A 16,970-nucleotide genomic window follows, 5' to 3' on the forward strand; every position below is an offset into this window, starting at 1 on the left:
TTTGATTTAGAACTAAAACTAAAAAGTTTTATTATTAATTTGAGATATTCTTTACTCTTTTCTATTATTCTTCTATTCTTACAGAAGAAGGAACAAACATAGTATAATCTCCACCATTTTTCATAATATCTCTTACAAGATAAGAACAAATATGAGACTTATCATAAGAAGAAATAAAATAAACAGTTTCAATAAAATTTTTTTTATTTAATTTATTATTAGTGAATAATATATTTTTTTCGAATTCAAAATCAAATTGATTTCTAATACCTCTTAACAAAAATTTTGCTTTTTTTTTTCTGCAAAAAGAAATAACTAATCCATTAAATGAATCTATTTCTATTTTATGTTTGTAAATGAAGTCAACAAAAGTTTTTCTAATCCATTCTTTTCTTTTTTGAAGAGAAAACATATTTTTTTTTCTAAAATTTTTTCCAACAGCTATGATAATTTTATCAAACAAATTCAAAGATCTAATAACAATATCGAAATGTCCTAAAGTAATGGGATCAAAAGATCCAGGAAATACAGCTATTTTTTCGTTTTTATTCATAAAAATTTTTATATCATATATATTTATGTATAATTTATGTTAAATAAAAGTTATTAGGATAATGAACAAATCATGTTCTAATTGTTTAAAAAATAAATGTAAAAAAAAATGCTACAAAAAACTGAATGTATTGGATTGGTTATCCAATATAAAATCTCCTTTTGGAGATCAAAATAATGATGTTGTGGAAGTGCAATTTAAAAATAATAGAAAAGAATTTTTTATTTCTACAGAAATAACGTCTCCATTACAAGGAGACATTGTTTCTGTAGAGACTCAATCGGGAAAAGGATATGATATAGGTACAGTAATTTTAACTGGAGAATTGGCCAAATTACAAACAAGAAATATAAATGTAGAGACCTTAAAAAAGATATATAGAAAATCAACATATAAAGAAATACGTATTTGGAAATTTTTTAGAAACAAAGAATCTTCAACTCTTTTAAAGGCTAAAAAAATTTCAAATCATTTAAACCTTTCTATGAAAATTTGTGATGTTGAATATCAGGGAGATGGGGAAAAAGCTACCTTTTATTACACAGCTGAAAATAGAGTGGATTTTAGAAAATTAATTCAAGAATTAGCTATTCAATTTCACACTCGTATAGAAATGCGTCAGATAGGATACCGACAAGAAGCAGGAAAAATTGGGGGAATAGGTTCTTGTGGTAGAGAGCTTTGTTGTTCCACTTGGTTAAAAAATTTTCAAAGTGTCTCTACTAATTCTGCAAGATATCAACAACTTTCTATTAACATTCAAAAATTAACTGGGCAATGTAGTAAATTAAAATGTTGCCTTAATTACGAATTAGATGCCTATTTAGATTCTATAAAAGATTTTCCAGATTTTAACAAAAAAATTCATACAGAAAAAGGAATTGCTCAATGTATGAAAATTGATGTTTTTAAAAAAAAAATGTGGTTTTCTTACATTAAGAATCCAAATACTTGGTATGGAATAGAAGTAAAAAAAATTAAAAAAATCTTAGAAAAAAATCAAATAGCACCTCCTCTAGAAGAATTGTCAACAATTAATACTATAAAAAAAACAGAATTAACATTTAAAGATTTTTCTATATAATATATGCTAATAAAAACGATTTTTTTGCGTGTATAAAAAAAGTACAAAAGTAAATTATTATTTTCGTATACTCATTTTTTGTTTTTGGTTTTTATTTTTTATAGGAATAAGTGCTATATTCGCAATTTTTTATGCAGCTTCTAAAGGTTATTTAGGAAATTTGCCTAGTACTAATGATATAGAAAACCCTACTATGGAAGTAGGATCAGAAGTATATGATTCTAATGGAATACTCTTAGGGAAATTTTTTTCCGAAAATAGGACTATAATTACTTATAAACAACTTCCAAAAAATCTTGTTAATGCTTTACTAGCAAAAGAAGATATTCGTTTTCAATATCACTCTGGAATAGATGCTAAATCTCTTCTTAGAGCAATTCTTTCTCTAGGAAAAAGAGGAGGTGGTAGTACTATATCTCAACAATTAGCAAAACTTCTTTTTACAAGACAATCTGCAAAAAATAAATTACAAAGAATTCATCAAAAACTTTTAGAATGGGTTATGGCTATAGAGTTGGAAAAACGTTATACAAAAGAAGAAATTATTACAATGTATTATAATAAATTTGATTTTTTATATAATGCAAAAGGAATAGAAACGGCAGCTCATACGTATTTCAATAAAAAAGTTTCTGAACTCAATTTAGGAGAAAGTGCAACATTGGTTGGAATGTTAGAGAATCCATCCTTATACAATCCTAAAAATTATCCTAAAAGAGCAAAAAAACAAAGAAATTTAGTTTTGTTTCAAATGAAAAAATATAATTTTTTAAATGCATATAGATATAAAAAAGAATTAGAAAAACCTGTAAAAATTAATTTTAAAATACAAAAAAAAGATTTTGAATTACTTACTTATTATGGAGAATTTTTAAAAAAGGAAATTCAGGAAGCTTTAAATGAACATGAAAATAAAACTGGACAAAAATTGAATCTTTATTCTAGCGGATTAAAAATATACACATCTATTGATGTAAAAATGCAGGATTATGCAGAAAAATCAGTAAAAAAACATCTTAGTAAGTTACAAATTTTGTTTAATCATTTTCAAAGAAGAAATAAAAATTTTCCATTTTTAAATATTTCTCAAAAGAAAACAAAGAGAATATTAATATCTGCAATGCATAGAACTTCTCTTTATCAAGATTTAAAACAAAAAGGACTAACAGAAGACAAAATTATAAAAATATTTAAGGAACCTCAATTAATAAAATTATTTACTTGGAATGGGCCTAAAAAAGTACTAATATCCCCGTGGAATTTTCTTCGTTATCAAAAAAGTATTATTCAAGCAGGATTACTGTCTATTGAACCATGTACTGGATTTATAAAAGCATGGGTAGGAGGTATAGATTTTAATTATTTTCAATATGATCATGTAGCACAAACACAACGTCAAGTTGGTTCTATTTTTAAACCTATTTTATACGCGACTGCTATTAATAAATTGCATTATAATCCTTGTACAAAAATTTCAAATGAAAAATTTCGTTTAGGAAAATGGAATCCTAGAAACTCCAATGGAAAGTATGGAGGATTTCTTACATTAAAAGATGGATTAGCTCTATCTGTTAATACGATATCAGCTCGTTTAATATCACAAATCACTCCAGGTCCTGTAATTGATTTAGCAAAAAAAATGGGAATAGAATCTATAATACCTAAACATCCATCTATAGCACTTGGTTCCGCTGATTTAACATTATATGAAATGACAGGAGCATTTAACACATTTACTAATTATGGATTTTATGTTAGACCTAGCATTTTATTGAAAATAAAGGACGAAAATGGAAATTTAATAATAGATAATGTAGATATTAGTAAAAGACAAGTTCTTAGCGAAGAAGTAGCATATATTATGTTAAAAATAATGCAAGGGGTAGTTCAATATGGAACAGCAAAAAGATTAAAAAAATATAATTTTATAGGAGAAGTAGCAGGAAAAACAGGAACAACTAATGAAAATTCAGATGGATGGTTCATTGGCATGGTACCAAATTTAACAACTGGAGTTTGGGTTGGTTGGGAAGATAGATTTTCCCATTTTGATAATATAAAATTAGGACAAGGAGCAAATATGGCTTTACCTATATGGGCCTATTATATGAAAAGCTTATATAAACATATGAATAAAATTTATCATGATAAATTATTTTTTCATAAATCTAAAAATTATCAAAATTATTGGGATCAATGTGAAAAACAACATTTTTTTAAAGAGAAAAATGTTATTGTAAATGATGAAAAAGAAGAAAAAGAGGAAGAAAAAGAAGATAAAAAAGAGAAAGAAACTGTAGAAGATATTAATAATAATTTAAATAACTATAATAAAAATACAGATTATAACAAATAATATTAATTTTTATGATTAAGAGAATATTAATTTTAGAAAAGAATTGTTCTTTTATTATACAAAAACTAAAAAAAAAAGGATTTATTTGTGATGAAAATTACTATGATTCAACAGATAAAATTAATCTTTCCCTATATGACGGAATTATTTTGAGAAGCAGATTAAAAATAGATAATGAATTTATTAAAAAAGCTATCAATCTAAAATTTATAGCTAGAATTGGATCTGGAATAGAAAATATAGATAAGTATTACGCTTTCAAAAGAGGAATAACTTTAATTTCTTCTCCAGAAGGAAATAAAGATTCTGTAGCGGAACATGCAATAGGAATGCTTTTATGTGCTATGAACCATATTATTGTCTCTAATCAACAAATTAAAAAAGGAATATGGAATAGAGAAAATAATAGAGGAATGGAAATTATGAAGAAAACAATAGGAATTATTGGATATGGAAATACTGGAAAATCTTTGGCAAAAAAACTTTCTGGATTTGATACCAGTATATTATGTTATGATACATTACCTAATGTAGGAGATATTTATGCAAATCAAGTTGACATGAGTACAATTTTTCAAAAATCAGATGTAATTAGTTTACATGTTCCTTATACAAAAAAAACAAAAGGAATGATTAATTATAATTTTATACAAAAATTTTATAAACCTTTTTATTTTATAAATACATCTCGTGGTGAATGCGTTATTACAAATCATTTAGTTAAAGCATTAAAAAATGGAAAAATATATGCAGCATGTTTAGATGTGTTAGAATATGAAAATTTATTATATGAAAATATTTTTCATTATAATCAAAATAATAAACAGTCCAAAACTTTCTTTGATCTTATTTATTCTGAAAAAGTTATACTTACTCCACATATTGCTGGATGGACAAAAGAATCTAAATCTAAAATGGATGAGATAATTATAGAAAAAATTATTTTGTTAAACCAACAACTAAATTCTAAAAAAATTATGCAAAATTTGAATGATTCAGATTCTGATAATTAAATTCTAACTTGATTTTCTAATTGAATTTTATAAATTTTTCTATATTTTCTAATATACATCTTTTAAGTATCTTCCTTCTTTTTTCATTTTTTTTATAAAAAATACCGGATCATATCCTCCTACTTTATCTATTACATTATAGATCATTTTTTCAACATCTATACTCATAGGATTTTTTTTACCACAAATATAAACATATGCTCCATTTTTTATCCATGAAAAAAATTCTTTTCTATTTTCCCATATTTTATCTTGCACATATATTTTTTTATTTTGATCTCTTGAAAAAGAAAGACTTACGCAATGAATAATCCTTTTTTTTTCCCAATTTTGAATTTCTTTTTGATATAAAAAGTCTGTATCAATATGTTGACCTCCAAAAAATAACCAATTTTTTCCTTTTCCTCCAATATATTCTCTTTCATATAAAAAAGAACGAAAAGGAGCTATTCCAGTTCCAGGTCCAATAAGAATTATATCTTTATCATAATTTTTTGGTAACCTAAAGAATCGGTTTTTATGAATAAAAAAGTATAATCTATCTCCTTTTTTTAATTTAGATAAAAAATCAGAACAATGACCAAACACATTTTTTCCATTTAATTGAAAAGAATGACGAGATACAGTAATATGTATTTCATTATGATGAACTTTAGGAGAAGAAGATATAGAATATAATCTTGGTTTTATTGGTTCCATTATTTCCATTAAATTTTTTAGGGAAAACTCTTTTTTGAAAGGAAATTCTTTTAGAAGATCAATAAGTCTCCATTTATTATTATTATCATGATTACGATTAATAAAAATATCTTTTCTTTCAGATAAAGAAAAATATTTTTTTAGAAAATTGTCTGATAAACAGAAAATATTAAATTTTTTTTTAAAAAGATTCAATATTTTCTGTTTATATTTTTCTTCTTTTAATTCGTATCTTATATCTTCATTTTCCAATAAAAATTCCATTATAGAATCAACTTCTTCTGAAGAATTTTCAGGGAATATTCCTACAGAATCACCAGGAAAATATTTAATATCATTTTGTACAAAAATTTCAATATGACGAATTTCTTTATTAGATCCTTTTTTTTTATTACTTAATGATATATTATTAGAAATCTTTCCATATATTATTGTTCTTTCATTTTTTTTTTCAAATTCTCCTTTCTGGAAAAAATTTAAAATTTTCAAATACCATTTATTTGCCTCTTCCTCGTAATCAACATCACATTTATGTAATGAAATGATTCTAACTCCTCCCATATCATGTAAACGTTTATCTACATCTACTCCAGCCTTACAAAAAAATGGATAAGATCTATCTCCTAAAGCTAATACACCATATTTCAACTTCTTTAAGAGAACACCTTTCTTATGAATAAAATCAAAAAAATTTTTTGCAGAAGAAGGAGGTTCTCCTTCCCCATATGTACTAATTATTATGAATAAATAATCTTCTTTTTCAAGATTTTGCAAAGGATACAAATTTAAATCTACTGAACTTATATTCAATCCTTTAAGTTTTAGCTTTTGATAAATATCAAAAGCTAAATTTCTAGAATTTCCTGTTTCTGTTCCATAAACTAATGTAATGTTTTTTTCTAATTCTTTTTTTTTGATAAAATCAAAAGAATATTCTACAGAATCAGGACATAATAATCCGGATATATATCCACAAATCCATATAATCTCTTCTTGAGAAGATTCTTTGATTAATTTAATCAATGTTTTTTTATTTGATTCAGATAACATTTTATTTTTACATTTATAGAAAAATAAAAATCATTATAATTATGCATAAATATGCATCAAATGGTAATTAAACCTACTGTTCATTACATCTTTATACGTATAAAGCAAAAATATTTTAATTTTTTATACGTTTTTATTGAAATCAATGAAGTTACTCTTCATGAAGAGTAATAGAACGTAATATGTTTCTACATATACATATATACATATAAAGGTTTACTTTTTTCAAAAAAGATTTTCAACTGAAAGATATCTTTCTCCAGTATCATAATTAAATGTTAATATTACAGATTTTTCCGAAAACTTTGATAATTGTTTATCTATAGCTGATAAAACTGCTCCCGTAGAGATTCCAACAAGAATTCCTTCTTTTTTTGCTATTTTACGAACATAAATAAATGCATCTTCTTTAGAAACTAAAAAAGTACCATCTAGTATTTTCACATTTAAAATAGAAGGAATAAAACCTGCACCTAAACCTTGTAAAGAATGAGGATTTGGATCTCCACCAAATATGACTGGAGATTCTACTGGTTCTACAGAAAAAATTTTTATATTTTTAAATTTATTTTTTAAAACATCTCCTATTCCGGTTATATGTCCTCCAGTTCCAACTCCAGTAATAAAATAATCTATTCCTTCAGGAAAAGAATTTATAATTTCTCTTGCAGTCGTAGTCATGTGAATATTAACATTGGATACGTTATCAAATTGTTTAGGCATCCATGAATTAGGAATAGAAGAAACAAGTTCTTCTGCCTTTTGAATAGCACCTTTCATTCCTTTTTCTCTTGAAGTTAAAACAAATTCTGCTCCAAAAATAGAAAATAACTTTCTCCTTTCAATACTCATAGACTTTGGCATAACTAATATCAAACGATAACCCTTCACTGCACAAACCATAGCTAATCCTATTCCTGTATTTCCAGAAGTAGGTTCTATTATTACATCTCCTTTACAGATTATTTTCTTTTTTTCAGCATCTTCTATCATAGATAGAGCTATTCTGTCTTTGATACTTCCCCCTGGATTAGTCCTTTCCAATTTTATCCAAACTTGATGATTTGGAAACAACCTATGAAGATGAACATGAGGTGTATTTCCAATAGTGTTTAAAATACTATCAAATTTCATTTCTTATTTTTTTTTATATCATAAAATTAATAGGATCAGGAAAAGGACTATTATTTCTCATTCTTACTTCATTTTTTTGATATACTATGGAAAAAGGTGGAATACTTTGAGTTAACCAAACATTTCCTCCTATAACACTATCATGACCTACTATAGTTTTTCCTCCTAAAATAGTAGCTCCAGAATATATAGTTACTTTGTCTTCTATAGTAGGATGACGTTTTTGATTAGATAATTTTTTATCTACATAAATAGCACCTAAAGTAACTCCTTGATATATTTTTACTTCATTTCCTATTTTTGTACTGGAACCTATAACTATTCCCGTTCCATGATCAATTGCAAAAGATTTTCCTATTCTTGCAGAAGCATGAATATCCACTCCTGTTTTACTATGTGCATATTCCGTAATCAATCTTGGGATAATTGGAATATTTTGAATCCATAATTGATGAGCTATTCTGTATAATACAGTAGAAAAAAAACCAGGATAAGAAAGAAAAATTTCTTCTACAACAGTTGCAGCAGGGTCTGATTCTAATATAGCATTAGCATCTATTATTAATGTTTGATAAATATTGGGAACTTCTTTAAAAAATTTTCTAGAAAAGCATTCGGAATTTTTTTTATCAATATTTAATTCAAGAAATATTTCATACAAAAAATATTTTAATTCATTGTACCTATCTTGAAATGAAGATATATTTTGTAAAACATACCGATCAGGAGTAAATAAAAAATTAAAAAAAGATTCCACAAATTCTTCAATTTTTTTCTTGCTAGGAAAAGGATCTCGTTTTTTATTATTTTCAAATACAGTACTTACAAAGTCTAACATTTAATTTTTATTGATTTAATCATATAAGAAAAACTATTATTATCTTAATGTTTTATTATATCTAATTTTTAGGATTATCCTATCTAAAAATAAGATCAAAATTTCACTTTTTGTACTTTTTATCAAGTATAACTAAACGAATTTTTTAGAAAAAAATATATATTATTTCTACAAAAAAATTGTTTCTTTTATCATTTTATCCTTTATTATTATCAACAATATTTTTTTAATAAAATTTTCCACTTGATGTTTTTCATTTTTTATCACGATAAAATAAAAAACCCTTCGAATTACTTAACTCAAAGGGAAAGTAAAAAAATAGATATTCATAATATCACTCTTACAAATATAATACATTTCTTTCATTTCTTTTGTTTTTCTATGATTACATTATTTTTAATAAGTTCCTTCATTATAGCTTTTCTATTAAATTTTCCGAGTGAGTTCTCTATAAAATGAGGAACGAAAAAAATATCTTTTGGTTTATAAAATTTATTTTTTCCACTAAAAATAATGTTTGAAAGTTCAAATTGAAAAGGATCTCCTTCAATAATTAATACTATCCTTTCTCCAAAAATTTTATCTGGAATAGAAGATATAAAAAATCGTTTGTAAATAGGAATAAAAGAACTTATATTCCTCTCTATCAATTCAGGAATAATTTTAATTCCTCCGCTATTAATAACATTATCATATCTTCCGATCCAATAAAATTTATCACTTTCTTTCATAGATACAATATCATTTGTCTGTATTGAATAATTTATACAAGATGAAGAAAATATCTTCAAACAATCTCTTTTATCTACACTTAAATGAATATCATGAAATGATTTATAAAATATAGATTTATTTAATCCATTGATTTTTCTTATAGCTATATGTCCTAAAGTTTCTGTCATTCCGTAAGTAGAATAACAAACAGTTGCAATATTTTTCAATTTTTTCTCCAAAATATTGGAAATAGAAGCCCCTCCTATCAATAAAATTTTAATATACTTTAAATATTGAAAGCTATAAAAGACTTGCATAGGAACCATTGATGCAATGTCAAAAAATTTTTTAACATTTTTTAATGGGTTAGATGATGGTTCTACACAATAAATTTTCCATTTAAAAATAATAGCACGAACTAAAAACATTCTAGCAGCTATAAAATCTGTAGAAAGACATAAAAAACCTTTTAATCCTTTTTCTCTTAAATTCAAGAATTCTACTGTTTTTATTGCTCTTTCAAACATATATTTTTTTTTCAAAAAAATTTTTTTAGGAACACCTGTCGTTCCAGAAGTATATATGGTTACCAAGGATTCGTTATCAAACCAATTTCTTAAAAAAGAGAAAATAGAATTCTTCCAATAAAAATTTTTATTTTCCTTACTAAGGGAATCATAAGAATCATTCAGTGTTTTTTTAGAAGAAAAATCTATCCACATTTTTTTATTATTAAAATATCTTAATATTTGAAATGAAATATGGATCATACCAAACAGAACCTTTTTTAACTTTTAAAGGGGAATTCCAATTATTGATATATAAATCTCCTGTATTCAATCCATGAACAATCTCATTTTTACATCCATATTTTTGTTCCATCATAAAAGTCCATTGAGTAATAGCATTCAATCCGATATTACTTTCCAAAGAAGAACTAACCCACCATTTTATTTTTCTTTTATTAGCTTCTAATATCCATTCTCTAGATCCAGAAAATCCTCTATTTAAGCTAGGTTTCAAAACTATATATTTTGGATAAATAATATTTAATAATTTTTTTTTATCTTTCAACTTATTAATTCCATATAATTCTTCATCTAATGCAATGGGAATTTTTGATTCCTTACATATTCTTGACATTTCTTTCCAGTTCCCAGATGGGATAGGTTGTTCCACTGAATCAATGATATTTAAATCATAAAGTTTATTTAAACAATATAAGGCTTTTTTAGTATTTTTGAAACAACCATTTGCATCTATGCGTATTCTTACAAATGGATATTTTTTTTGAATATTTTTTAATATTAAATATTGATAATCAAAAAGATTAGAACTAATTTTCATTTTTATAAAAGAATATCCTTCAAAAAATTTTTCCTCTATTTTTTTTATTATATTGTTTTTCTTTTTGTTTTTGAAAAAATCCAACCATATTAAATCATTTATAAAAATACCTTTTTTACCATGAGTGAATTCAGAATCATATAATATATGAAATTTGTTTTTTAAACCTAAAAAAGCCTGCTCTAATCCAAAAAAAATAGACGAATATGAAATATATTTATTGTAATAACATATTTTTGTCTTTTTTAAAGAAATTACTTTTTTTAAACAATCTTTTAATTCCATTTTAAATTTGTCAAGATTATTTAAAATGAATTTATCCAAAATTGGATTACATTCTCCTATCCCTACTTTATTATTTTTTTCCAAAATAATAAACCAAACAGTATTGTGATGAAATATTTTATTAGAATTAGATATTCTTTTTCTAAAAAAAAACTTTTTTTTTTAGAAAAAAATTTAATTTTTCCATAATTTCATTTTTTAGTTCTAAAAACAGACCTAAACATATATAGATTCCCCCATTTTTAATAAAATCAGTTCTTTTCCTTTTTCAGAAAACTTTTTTTTAGATTCGTTTTTATCTATTTTAATTTCCTCAAAAGTATCATAATGGACCCCTAATATTCTTTTACACTTTAAAAAATCTGATGCAAGAATAGCTTCCTCTACATCCATTGTATATCTCCCTCCTATCGGTAAAATAGAAATTTTTAATGATCCAAAAATAGGAATAATCTTCATTTCATTCATTAATGATGTATCACCTGATATATACAAATTTCCTTTATTTGTATGTAATAAAAATCCTCCAGGGTTTCCTCCATAAGTTCCATCGGAAAAAACACTGGAATGAGCAGAAAAAACATATTTTAATTTTCCGAAAGGAAAAGAAATGAAAGATCCATAATTCATTCCATATGTCTTTATTCCTCTTTTTTCAAAATAATTAGAAATTTCATAATTAGATATAACTAAAACATTACTGAATTTTTGTGAAAAAAATTCAACATCGCATACATGATCATAATGCGCATGAGTTAGCAATATATAATCTACTTTTTTTAAATAAAAATCAATACATTTTAAATAATTCCTATTATTGAAAAAAGGATTTCCAGAAAAAAAGGGATCTATCAATAAATTCTTTTCATTTACTTCTAACAAAAATGTATTATGAGTGAAAAAAGTTATTTTCATGTTTTTATAAATTACTAATTCCTATACTTAATCCATATAAAAGAATAATAAAAATTAATCTTTTTAACTCTAAATTGAATGATTTTTTTTCTTCTAAAAAAATGATTCTCTTAATATGAAAAATTAAAAAAATAACAACTAAAATAAAAGAAGCCCATTGGTACATATTACTTTTTTTATTAAAAAAAATAAAAATTCCTCCTGACAGAACTGCAATTAATATGGATATCGTATGATATAACTTTGCTTTTTTCATTCCTAACCATCCTGCCATAGTATACTTTCCATTCTCATAATCATTATCCATATCTCTCATATTATTAATATTTAAAACAGCCACATTCAATAAACCTATAGATAATGACAATAAAAACATATCTATCTGTAAACTATGTGTATATAAAAAATAACTTCCTCCAACTGAAAAAAAACCAAAAAAAATAAGAACAAAAAAATCTCCCATTCCTATTACATATCCATAAGGAGAAGGTCCAATAGAATATTTTATAGAACTATAAATGCAAAAAAAAATTATTGCAATACAAAACAAAAAGACAAAAATATTTTTATACGAAATACTTTTATAAAGTAAATAAAATCCTGATAAAAAAGAAAATATAGAAAATAAAAAAATAGCTATTTTCATTTCTAAAAATGAAATAAAACCGCATTGAACTGTTCTTTTAGGACCTATTCTTTTAAAATTATCTACTCCTGTAACACTATCTCCATAATCATTTGAAATGTTAGCTAATATTTGCAATAATAAACCTGTAACAAGACATAAAATATATGTAGAAAACTTCACATTTTCCATTCTAGACTTAGATATAAAAAAACTTAAAGTTATTCCAGAAAAGGATAAGGGCAAAGTATGAAAACGAAATGCATCAATCCAATATTTTAATTTCATAAAAATTTTTTAAATTTTTTAAAATTAGGGTCTCTTTTTTCTAAAAAAGCTTTTTTTCCTTCCTGAGATTCTTCCATTAAATAAAACATCAAAGTAGCATCTCCAGCTAATTGCATTAATCCATGTTGCCCATCTAATTCTGCATTTAAACATCGTTTTATCATTCTTAAAGACATTGAACTTTTTTTCTGTATTATTTTACACCATTCTATAGTCTTTTCTTCTAACTTTTCTATACTTACAACTTTATTGATCAATCCCATTTCTAATGCTTCTCTTGCTGTATATTTTTTACATAAAAACCACATTTCTCTTGTTTTTTTCTGACCAATATGACGAGCTAAATAAGAACATCCAAAACCTCCATCAAAAGAACCTACTTTTGGCCCTACTTGACTAAAAATGGCATTTTCAGATGCAATAGTTAAATCACAAACTACATGTAAAACATGGCCTCCTCCTACAGCATAACCATTAACCATAGCTATAACAGGTTTAGGTATTTCTCTTATTTTTTTATAAAAATCTAATATATTCAATCTTGGAATACCATCTTTTCCTAAATAACCTCCTAATCCTCTTGTTTTTTGATCCCCTCCGGAGCAAAAAGATTTTCTTCCAGATCCAGTTATTATCAAAACATCTATATCCATTCTACTTTTACATATATCCACAGCATCCATCATTTCATTAACCGTTTCTACACGAAACGCATTGTGACACCATGGTCTATTGATTTCTATTTTAGAAATACCTTTCCAGAATAAAAACAAAATATCTTTATATTTTTTGACTGGAATCCATTCTACGGTAGAATTCATAATGAAAAATAAATTAATGTTTATTTTTATTTTAATTTGCAAAGTAATAAAAAAAAGACTTTTATTTATTATTTATTATGTTATTTATTATTTAATGTATCGTAATATATTATCGGTATCTACAGGAGTAATATTAAGTATAATAGAAATTATATCTTCTATAAAACTTGTAAAAAAATGGTTTGTAAAAATACAATCTATTCCATTCAAAAAGTTGAAAGATGTTTTATGTGAAGCTCCTACTGAATTTTTTTTAATTTTAATTTTTTTTTATGCTTTTAGTCCTTTATTAGGAGGAATAACTACTGCTCTTTTTGTAAAAAATGCGAAAAAAGTTTATGCTATTCTAACTGGATTTATTTTATTTTTTATAGCATTTTTTCATATATTATTTTATCCATTTCCTCTATGGTTTAAAATAGTAATTCTTCCACTTTTTTTACCTTTTTCATATCTGGGAGGAAATTTTATAGAAATTTTACAAAAAAAATGGATTAAATCAAGAGAAAAATAAATCCAGATATATATCCAATTAAAGCTATCCAACTAATCTTTTTCAAATACCAAAAAAAATCTATTTTTTCCATTCCCATAGCTGCTACTCCTGCGGCAGATCCTATAAGTAAAATACTTCCTCCTGTTCCAGATACATAAGCTATAAAATGCCATAAATCATGATTAATTGGATAAGAAAACATAGAAATAGTAGCTGCTACTAAAGGAACATTATCTATAATAGAAGAAATAAATCCAAATATAAAAGTTGTTATTTTCCATGTATAAACAGTTTCATTAATCCAATGAGATAAATCATATAATTTTCCTAATGCTTCTAAAGATGAAACTGAAAGCAAAATGCCCAGAAAAAACAAAATACTAGAAAAATCCATTTTTTTAAAAATATCTTCTAAAACAGATTTTGATTTAGATTTATAATTTTTAACTATACAAAGAAGAATTCCAAGAGAAAACATCATACCCATATATGGAGGTGTTCCTGTTATAGTTTTGAAAACAGGAACAAGTAACATTAAAAATAATCCTATTTTTAACATAAAAAAACCTCTTTTTAGATTATCTCTTGATAATTCATTTTTTTTTATTTGAAAAGATCCATCGAAAATAGGTAAAAAAGATGATATCAAAGTAGAAAAAAACATGCAGAGTATTGATGGAACAAGTATTTTTTTTATAAGAAAAAAAGTAGTTACTTTATTTGAAATCCATAACATTGTAGTAGTTATATCTCCAATTGGAGACCATACTCCTCCTGCATTGGCAGATATAATAACTAATCCTAAATAATATAAACGTTCTTTATAATTGGGAACTGTTTTTCTAAGAAGAGAAATCAAAACTATAGTTGCTGTTAAATTGTCTATTATTGCAGATAATAAAAAAGAAACTAAACTAAGTATCCATAAAAATTTACGTTTTGTGTTTGCATAAAACAACTCTTTTAAAGCTTCAAATCCTGAATATTTTTCAATCACAGAAATGATAGACATAGCTCCAATAAGAAAAAAAATAATTTCAGAAGCTTTTCCTAAATGATATAATAATAAATCTTTTGGATCTTTTCTGATTATTAAATGTTGACCGTTTTGAACTAATTCATAAACAGGGAAATTAAATAAAATAATTAAGGACCAACAAATTACAGCCATTAAAATTGCTGGAATTACTTTATTTAAAGAAAATAAGTTTTCGAGAGTAATAAATAAATATCCAAGTATAAAAATTATAATTACCATTGATTTTTATATCTTAATTCATCATGAATAAATATTTATTCTGTATTATTATTCCATATTGGATAATATGCATGTTTCCCTAATTCTTCTTCAATACGTAACAATTGATTATATTTTGAAACTCTTTCAGAGCGACAAATAGAACCTGTTTTAATTTGTTCAATATTTAATGCAACAGTAAAATCCGATATAAAGGAGTCTTCCGTTTCTCCAGAACGATGAGATATAATATTCCTGTACTTATTTTTTTTAGCTAAATTAATTGTTTCAATTGTTTCTGTTAAAGTTCCTACTTGATTTACTTTTATGAGAATAGAATTTGCTATTTTTTTTTCAATTCCCTCATTTAATTTACGAGTTTGAGTAACAAAAAGATCATCTCCTACTAACTGAATATCAGTTCCTATTTCATCAGTTAATAATTTCCATCCATCCCAATCATTTTGATCCATTCCATCTTCAATAGATATAATTGGATACCTTTTAATTAAGTAAGATAAATAATTAACATGTTCTTCTTTAGATTTTTTTGAATTTCCTGTTTTATTATCAAATTTAGAATAGTCATAATATTTATAATCTTTATTATAAAATTCAGAAGCTGCACAATCTATAGCTATTCCTATTTGATCATAAGGAACATAATTTGCCATATGGATAGCATCTAATATATGGTCTAAAACATCTTCTATTCCATTAAAATTAGGAGAAAATCCACCTTCGTCACCAACACTTGTTGATAAACCTCTTTTTTGTAAAATATCTTTTAACTGATAAAAAACTTTATATCCCATTTGAAGAGATTCTAAAAAGGAATTAGCTTTAACTGGAATTATCATAAATTCTTGAAAGGTTATAGGAGCATTAGAATGCCTCCCTCCATTTACAATATTAATTAAAGGAATAGGAAGTGTATTTGCATAAATACCCCCTATATATTGACGAAGAGGTATTTTTAGTTCATTAGATGCGGCTTTTGCTACTGATAATGAAACAGCTAAAATAGCATTAGCTCCTAATCTTTTTTTATTAATTGTTCCATCTAATTCTAACATTAATTTATCAATATAAATTTGATCAAAAATAGATTTTCCTATTAATTCAGGAGATATAATCTTATTCACATTGCAAACAGCTTTTAATACTCCTTTACCACAAAAAAAATCTTTTTCATTATCACGCAATTCAAAAGCCTCATTTTCCCCTTTTGAAGCACCAGATGGAACGGATGAACGTCCTAAAATATTTTGTTCCGTTATTACATCCACTTCTATAGTGGGAGTTCCTCTTGAATCTAAGATCTGTCTAGCATGAATACTTTTAATTTTACTCATCATTCATTTTTTTTGTCTGTTTTTCTTCTACTACATCATTTATTTTTTTTGTCTGTTTTTCTTCTACTACATCATTCATTTTTTTTGTTTGTTTTTCTTCTACTACATCATTTATTTTTTTTGTCTGTTTTTCTTCTACTACATCATTCATTTTTTTTGT

Annotated in this window: 15 protein-coding genes; 4 read left to right on the plus strand and 11 right to left on the minus strand. The window is 24.8% G+C overall.

From position 1 onward, the window contains the following. Window positions 1–64 precede the first annotated feature (64 nt). Window positions 65–553, minus strand: a complete 489-nt coding sequence (gene coaD, locus H0H40_RS01765) for a pantetheine-phosphate adenylyltransferase (RefSeq protein WP_185868816.1) — start codon at window positions 551–553, stop codon at window positions 65–67. Between the two features lie 61 nt (window positions 554–614). Between coaD and H0H40_RS01770 the strand changes: the two genes are divergently transcribed. The 3 genes from H0H40_RS01770 to H0H40_RS01780 are packed head-to-tail and all read left to right on the plus strand — an operon-like array spanning window position 615 to window position 5,006. Beyond that, window positions 615–1,637, plus strand: coding sequence for a PSP1 domain-containing protein (locus H0H40_RS01770; protein ID WP_185868817.1), 1,023 nt, complete (start codon window positions 615–617; stop codon window positions 1,635–1,637). Between the two features lie 28 nt (window positions 1,638–1,665). After that, window positions 1,666–3,993 carry a transglycosylase domain-containing protein gene (locus H0H40_RS01775; protein ID WP_185868818.1) on the plus strand — a complete coding sequence of 776 codons (2,328 nt, stop codon included), beginning with the start codon at window positions 1,666–1,668 and terminating at the stop codon, window positions 3,991–3,993. An 11-nt stretch (window positions 3,994–4,004) separates the two neighbouring features. Beyond that, window positions 4,005–5,006 (plus strand): NAD(P)-dependent oxidoreductase, encoded by a 1,002-nt coding sequence (locus H0H40_RS01780; protein ID WP_185868819.1) that lies wholly within the window; start codon window positions 4,005–4,007, stop codon window positions 5,004–5,006. Window positions 5,007–5,054: 48 nt separating this feature from the next. Here the strand turns inward: H0H40_RS01780 and H0H40_RS01785 are convergent, their stop codons facing one another. The 8 genes from H0H40_RS01785 to menB form a co-directional block, all read right to left on the minus strand. Beyond that, the gene (locus H0H40_RS01785) at window positions 5,055–6,755 is read right to left on the minus strand and encodes a diflavin oxidoreductase (RefSeq protein ID WP_185868820.1); all 1,701 of its coding nucleotides are present in this window, start codon (window positions 6,753–6,755) and stop codon (window positions 5,055–5,057) included. A 225-nt stretch (window positions 6,756–6,980) separates the two neighbouring features. After that, complete coding sequence (gene cysK / locus H0H40_RS01790) at window positions 6,981–7,889, minus strand: cysteine synthase A (RefSeq protein WP_185868821.1); 909 nt, start codon at window positions 7,887–7,889, stop codon at window positions 6,981–6,983. 13 nt (window positions 7,890–7,902) lie between these two features. Beyond that, entirely contained in the window at window positions 7,903–8,727 is an 825-nt protein-coding gene (locus H0H40_RS01795; protein ID WP_185868822.1) for a serine O-acetyltransferase, read from the minus strand. 362 nt (window positions 8,728–9,089) lie between these two features. After that, complete coding sequence (locus H0H40_RS01800) at window positions 9,090–10,211, minus strand: AMP-binding protein (RefSeq protein WP_238785674.1); 1,122 nt, start codon at window positions 10,209–10,211, stop codon at window positions 9,090–9,092. Continuing rightward, complete coding sequence (locus H0H40_RS01805; protein WP_238785675.1) at window positions 10,174–11,157, minus strand: enolase C-terminal domain-like protein; 984 nt, start codon at window positions 11,155–11,157, stop codon at window positions 10,174–10,176. Before H0H40_RS01805 ends, H0H40_RS01800 begins: the two co-directional genes overlap by 38 nt. A 132-nt stretch (window positions 11,158–11,289) precedes the next feature. Continuing rightward, on the minus strand, window positions 11,290–11,988 hold the full coding sequence (locus H0H40_RS01810) for a metal-dependent hydrolase (protein WP_185868823.1): 699 nt from the start codon (window positions 11,986–11,988) through the stop codon (window positions 11,290–11,292). Between the two features lie 4 nt (window positions 11,989–11,992). After that, window positions 11,993–12,901 (minus strand): 1,4-dihydroxy-2-naphthoate octaprenyltransferase, encoded by a 909-nt coding sequence (gene menA / locus H0H40_RS01815; RefSeq protein WP_185868824.1) that lies wholly within the window; start codon window positions 12,899–12,901, stop codon window positions 11,993–11,995. Continuing rightward, window positions 12,898–13,722 carry a 1,4-dihydroxy-2-naphthoyl-CoA synthase gene (gene menB / locus H0H40_RS01820; RefSeq protein WP_185868825.1) on the minus strand — a complete coding sequence of 275 codons (825 nt, stop codon included), beginning with the start codon at window positions 13,720–13,722 and terminating at the stop codon, window positions 12,898–12,900. The genes menA and menB overlap by 4 nt, the downstream gene beginning before the upstream one ends. Window position 13,723: 1 nt before the next feature. On the opposite strand from menB, the gene H0H40_RS01825 reads away from it, so the two are divergent. After that, complete coding sequence (locus H0H40_RS01825; RefSeq protein ID WP_238785676.1) at window positions 13,724–14,236, plus strand: hypothetical protein; 513 nt, start codon at window positions 13,724–13,726, stop codon at window positions 14,234–14,236. Here the strand turns inward: H0H40_RS01825 and H0H40_RS01830 are convergent. Continuing rightward, a complete protein-coding gene (locus tag H0H40_RS01830) occupies window positions 14,217–15,476 on the minus strand; it encodes an SLC13 family permease (protein ID WP_185868826.1) in 1,260 nt (419 codons plus the stop codon). The two genes, H0H40_RS01825 and H0H40_RS01830, sit on opposite strands and share 20 nt — an antisense overlap. Window positions 15,477–15,511: 35 nt before the next feature. After that, window positions 15,512–16,810, minus strand: a complete 1,299-nt coding sequence (gene eno, locus H0H40_RS01835) for a phosphopyruvate hydratase (RefSeq protein WP_185869332.1) — start codon at window positions 16,808–16,810, stop codon at window positions 15,512–15,514. Between the last annotated feature and the right edge of the window lie 160 nt (window positions 16,811–16,970).

This window comes from Blattabacterium cuenoti, assembly GCF_014252295.1.
In the GTDB taxonomy this organism is placed as follows: Bacteria; Bacteroidota; Bacteroidia; order Flavobacteriales; family Blattabacteriaceae; genus Blattabacterium; species Blattabacterium cuenoti_V.

Excerpts from the sequence above, each read along its gene's own strand:
- coaD (WP_185868816.1), bottom strand. The coding sequence starts at position 553 with ATGAATAAAAACGAAAAAATAGCTGTATTTCCTGGATCTTTTGATCCC.
- H0H40_RS01770 (WP_185868817.1), top strand. The coding sequence starts at position 615 with ATGAACAAATCATGTTCTAATTGTTTAAAAAATAAATGTAAAAAAAAA.
- H0H40_RS01780 (WP_185868819.1), top strand. The coding sequence starts at position 4,005 with ATGATTAAGAGAATATTAATTTTAGAAAAGAATTGTTCTTTTATTATA.
- H0H40_RS01785 (WP_185868820.1), bottom strand. The coding sequence starts at position 6,755 with ATGTTATCTGAATCAAATAAAAAAACATTGATTAAATTAATCAAAGAA.
- cysK (WP_185868821.1), bottom strand. The coding sequence starts at position 7,889 with ATGAAATTTGATAGTATTTTAAACACTATTGGAAATACACCTCATGTT.
- H0H40_RS01795 (WP_185868822.1), bottom strand. The coding sequence starts at position 8,727 with ATGTTAGACTTTGTAAGTACTGTATTTGAAAATAATAAAAAACGAGAT.
- H0H40_RS01800 (WP_238785674.1), bottom strand. The coding sequence starts at position 10,211 with ATGATCCATATTTCATTTCAAATATTAAGATATTTTAATAATAAAAAA.
- H0H40_RS01810 (WP_185868823.1), bottom strand. The coding sequence starts at position 11,988 with ATGAAAATAACTTTTTTCACTCATAATACATTTTTGTTAGAAGTAAAT.
- menA (WP_185868824.1), bottom strand. The coding sequence starts at position 12,901 with ATGAAATTAAAATATTGGATTGATGCATTTCGTTTTCATACTTTGCCC.
- menB (WP_185868825.1), bottom strand. The coding sequence starts at position 13,722 with ATGAATTCTACCGTAGAATGGATTCCAGTCAAAAAATATAAAGATATT.
- H0H40_RS01825 (WP_238785676.1), top strand. The coding sequence starts at position 13,724 with ATGAAAAATAAATTAATGTTTATTTTTATTTTAATTTGCAAAGTAATA.
- H0H40_RS01830 (WP_185868826.1), bottom strand. The coding sequence starts at position 15,476 with ATGGTAATTATAATTTTTATACTTGGATATTTATTTATTACTCTCGAA.
- eno (WP_185869332.1), bottom strand. The coding sequence starts at position 16,810 with ATGAGTAAAATTAAAAGTATTCATGCTAGACAGATCTTAGATTCAAGA.